General features: G+C 73.4%; 4 protein-coding genes. All 4 read left to right on the forward strand.

Features of this window, described 5'->3' with window-relative positions:
- Nucleotides 1-909 (forward strand): Bug family tripartite tricarboxylate transporter substrate binding protein (locus ACFQ3T_RS35015; RefSeq protein ID WP_380730171.1); only part of this gene is annotated, 909 nt, incomplete at its 5' end.
- On the forward strand, nucleotides 906-1,493 hold the full coding sequence (locus tag ACFQ3T_RS35020; RefSeq protein WP_380730173.1) for a tripartite tricarboxylate transporter TctB family protein: 588 nt from the start codon (nucleotides 906-908) through the stop codon (nucleotides 1,491-1,493). The genes ACFQ3T_RS35015 and ACFQ3T_RS35020, both read left to right, overlap by 4 nt.
- On the forward strand, nucleotides 1,486-2,988 hold the full coding sequence (locus tag ACFQ3T_RS35025) for a tripartite tricarboxylate transporter permease (protein ID WP_380730175.1): 1,503 nt from the start codon (nucleotides 1,486-1,488) through the stop codon (nucleotides 2,986-2,988). Before ACFQ3T_RS35020 ends, ACFQ3T_RS35025 begins: the two co-directional genes overlap by 8 nt.
- Before the next feature lie 212 nt (nucleotides 2,989-3,200).
- A partial coding sequence (kdd, locus tag ACFQ3T_RS35030) for an L-erythro-3,5-diaminohexanoate dehydrogenase (RefSeq protein ID WP_452603493.1) occupies nucleotides 3,201-3,866 on the forward strand: 666 nt, incomplete at its 3' end.

Raw genomic sequence — 3,866 nt, forward strand, 5'->3', positions numbered from 1 at the left:
GCCGGTGGCGGCGCGGGCGGCGACGGCGTCGGCCGGCTGGAGATCATGGCCCCCGCGGACCCCGGCGGCGGCTGGGACCAGACCGCGCGGTCGATGCAGGCCGCGATCAGCGGCGCGAAGCTCGCCGACTCCGTGCAGGTCAACAACGTCGGCGGGGCCGGCGGCACGGTCGGCCTGCAGAAGCTCGCCACCGAGCGGTCCGAGGAGTACCTGATGGTCACCGGGCTGGTCATGGTCGGCGCGGTCGAGACCAACGGCGTGGAGAAGCGGCTGGAGGACACCACGCCCATCGCGCGGCTCACCGCCGAGGACGAGGTCGTCGTCGTGCCCGCCGACTCCCCGTACCGGTCCATCGACGACCTGCTCGCCGCCGTCGCCGAGAAGGGCCAGGGCGTGTCGATCACCGGCGGCTCGGCGGGCGGCACCGACCACATCCTCGCCGCGCTGCTGCTCAAGGCCAAGGGCATCGACCCCGGCAAGCTCAACTACGTGCCCTACTCCGGCGGCGGCGAGTCGCTGGCGGCGCTGCTGGGCGGCAAGGTCGACGCGGGCATCTCCGGCGTCGGCGAGTACGTCGAGCAGATCAAGGCGGGCAAGCTGCGCGCCCTGGGCACCTCCGGCCCGAAGGAGCACCCGGAGCTGAAGGTGCCGACGTTCAAGAACGTCGGCACCGGCGTCGAGCTGATCAACTGGCGCGGTGTCGTCGCGCCCGGCTCGATCTCCGTCGCGGCGAAGGACCGGCTGGTCAAGCTGGTCGCCGACATGCACGCCAGCCCCCAGTGGCAGGAGGAGCTGAAGAAGAAGGGCTGGACCGACACGTTCCAGACCGGGCACGACTTCTCCACGTTCCTCACCGTCGAGATCGGCCGGATCAAGCCGGTGCTGCAGGAGATCGGGCTCGTCAAGTGACCTCCCCCGACACCACCCCGCCTGGGGCCGGCGACGGCGGGTCGGGCGCCGTGACGCCCGGGGCCGCCGGCGTCGGGACGGCGCGGGCGCCGCTGTCGGCGAAGGTCGAGGAGTACGCGTTCGGCGGGCTCGTCGCCGCGCTCGGCGCGTTCACCCTGGTCGACGCCACCACCATCACCGTGCGCGGTGCCGTCGGCGGCATCGGCCCCCGCGCCTTCCCCTACGCCGTCGGCGCGCTGCTCCTGGTCACCGGCGTCGCCGCGATCGTCGCCACCGCCCGCGGCCGGCTCGGCGCGGCCGAGGACGCCGAGGACGTCGACACCACCGTCCGCACCGACTGGGTGACCGTGCTCAAGCTCGTCGCCGTGCTCGTCGCGCACCTGGTGCTGATCGACGTCGTCGGCTGGCCGGTCGCCGCGACGGTGCTGTTCGCCGCCGCCGCGTGGACCCTCGGCGCGGTCTGGTGGAAGGCACTGGTCGTCGCCGTCGTGCTGGCGCTGGTCGTGCAGGTCGTGTTCGCGTCCGGGCTCGGCCTGTCGCTGCCCGCCGGCGTGGTCGAGGGGGTGCCACTCCTCGATGGGTAGCCTCACCGCCCTGCTGGACGGCTTCGCCACCGCCGCCCAGCCCGAGTACCTCCTGTACGCGCTGCTCGGCGTCACCCTCGGCACCGCCGTCGGCGTCCTGCCCGGCATCGGCCCCGCCATGACCGTGGCGCTGCTGCTGCCGTTGACCTACTCGCTCGAACCGACCGCCGCGCTGATCATCTTCGCGGGCATCTACTACGGCGGCATGTACGGCGGCTCGACCACGTCGATCCTGCTCAACACGCCCGGCGAGTCGTCGTCCGTGGTCACCGCGCTGGAAGGCAACCGGATGGCGCGCGCCGGGCGGGGCGCGGCGGCCCTGGCCACCGCGGCGATCGGGTCGTTCGTCGCCGGCACCATCGCCACGGTCCTGCTCACCGTCCTCGCGCCCACGATCGCCGACCTCGCCGTCACCCTCGGCCCGGCCGACTACGTGGCGCTGATGGTCGTCGCGTTCACCACCGTCGCCGCCCTGCTCGGGTCGTCGCCCGTGCGGGGCCTGGCGTCGCTGGGACTGGGGCTGTTCCTCGGGCTCGTCGGCACCGACACCCTCACCGGGCAGCAGCGGTTCACCCTCGGCGTGCCCACCCTGTCCGACGGCATCGACGTCGTCGTGGTCGCGGTCGGCGTGTTCGCCGTCGGCGAGGCCCTGTACGTGGCGGCACGCCTGCGGCACGGCCCCGTCGAGGTCGTGCCGGTCGGCGGGAAGTGGATGACCGGCGAGTTCTGGCGGCGGTCCTGGAAACCGTGGCTGCGGGGCACCTTCATCGGGTTCCCCATCGGCACCGTCCCCGCCGGCGGCGCGGACGTGTCCACGTTCCTGTCCTACGCGGCCGAGAAGAAGCTGTCGAAGCGGCCCGAGGAGTTCGGCAAGGGCGCCATCGAGGGCGTCGCCGGCCCCGAGGCCGCGAACAACGCCGCCGCCGCCGGAGTCCTCGTCCCGCTGCTCACGCTCGGCCTGCCCACCACCGCCACCGCCGCCGTCATCGTCGCCGCGTTCCAGAGCTACGGCATCCAACCCGGGCCGCTGCTGTTCACCACCAGCCCGGGCATGGTGTGGGCGCTCATCGCGTCGCTCTACATCGGCAACGTCATGCTGCTCGTGCTCAACCTGCCCCTGGTGAAGATCTGGGTGAAGGTCCTCCGGATCCCGCGGCCCTACCTGTACGCGGGCATCCTGCTGTTCGCCGCCCTGGGCACCTACGCGGTCAACTTCGTCGTCGACGACCTGATCGTGCTGCTCGTCATCGGCGTCGCCGGGTTCTTCATGCGCCGCCACGGCTACCCCGTCGCGCCGCTCGTCGTCGGCCTCATCCTCGGACCGATGGCCGAGGAACAGGTCCGCCGCACCCTGCAGATCAGCGAAGGCGACCCCGCCGCCCTCGTGACCAGCCCGTTCGCCGCGATCGCCTACGCGCTGCTCGCCGCGACCCTGGTCCTCGCGGGCGTCCTGCGCGTCCGCCGCCGCCGAACGGAACCGATCACCACGACCTGATCCCGCCCCCGCGCCCACCGGCCCTGACCCTCGTCGGCCCTCCGCCGGCGCGTCCACGAGACGTGCCGGGGGAGGGCCGACGTGGTGCGTCCGGCACCGGGGCCAGCACGGCGTTCACCCACCACCACACCGCCCGCAGAAGATCCCTTGCGCAAAGTCGACACTGCGCGTGAAGATATCCCGGTCCTGACCCTGTCGACCGAAGGATTTCCATGACTTCGCCGTACGGTCTGCACCGCGTCCTCGAACCCGCCGGGGTCCTGCCGCAGCAGGCCTGGCGGCTGGACGCCTCCCCGGAGTGCGGCCCCGACGAAGTCGTGCTCGACGTCGCCCGCCTCAACCTCGACGCCGCCTCCTACCGCCAGCTGCGCGAGCAGCACGGCGTCGACGGCGTCCGGCAGGCCGTCCTGGACATCGTCTCCTCCCGCGGCAAGATGCAGAACCCCGTCACCGGATCGGGCGGCATGCTCCTCGGCACCGTCCGCGCCGTCGGCCCCGACTCGCCCCTCGGGCTGCGCGTCGGCGACCGCGTCGCCACCCTCGTCTCCCTCACCCTCACCCCGCTGCGCGTCACCGACGGCCTCGCCCGCTGGGACGGCGCCGACGAACAGGTGCCGTGCGAGGGCACCGCCGTGCTGTTCGGCCGGTCCATCGCCGCCGTCCTGCCCGACGACCTGCCCGAGGAACTCGCCCTGTCCGTCCTCGACGTGTGCGGCGCGCCCGCGCTCACCGACCGCGTCGTGCGCCGCCGTGACGCCCCCTCCGTGCTGGTCCTGGGCGGCGGCGGGAAGTCCGGGTCGCTGTCGCTGGCCGCCGCACGCCGCGCCGGCGCGTCCCGCCTCGTCGCCCTCGTCCCCACCGAACGCGAAGCCGCCGCC

The sequence above is a fragment of the Saccharothrix hoggarensis genome (assembly GCF_042678885.1).
In the GTDB taxonomy this organism is placed as follows: domain Bacteria; phylum Actinomycetota; class Actinomycetes; order Mycobacteriales; family Pseudonocardiaceae; genus Actinosynnema; species Actinosynnema hoggarensis.

Bases quoted from the DNA above. Each gene is read 5' to 3' on its own strand.
- ACFQ3T_RS35025 (WP_380730175.1), top strand. From the start codon at position 1,486: ATGGGTAGCCTCACCGCCCTGCTGGACGGCTTCGCCACCGCCGCCCAG.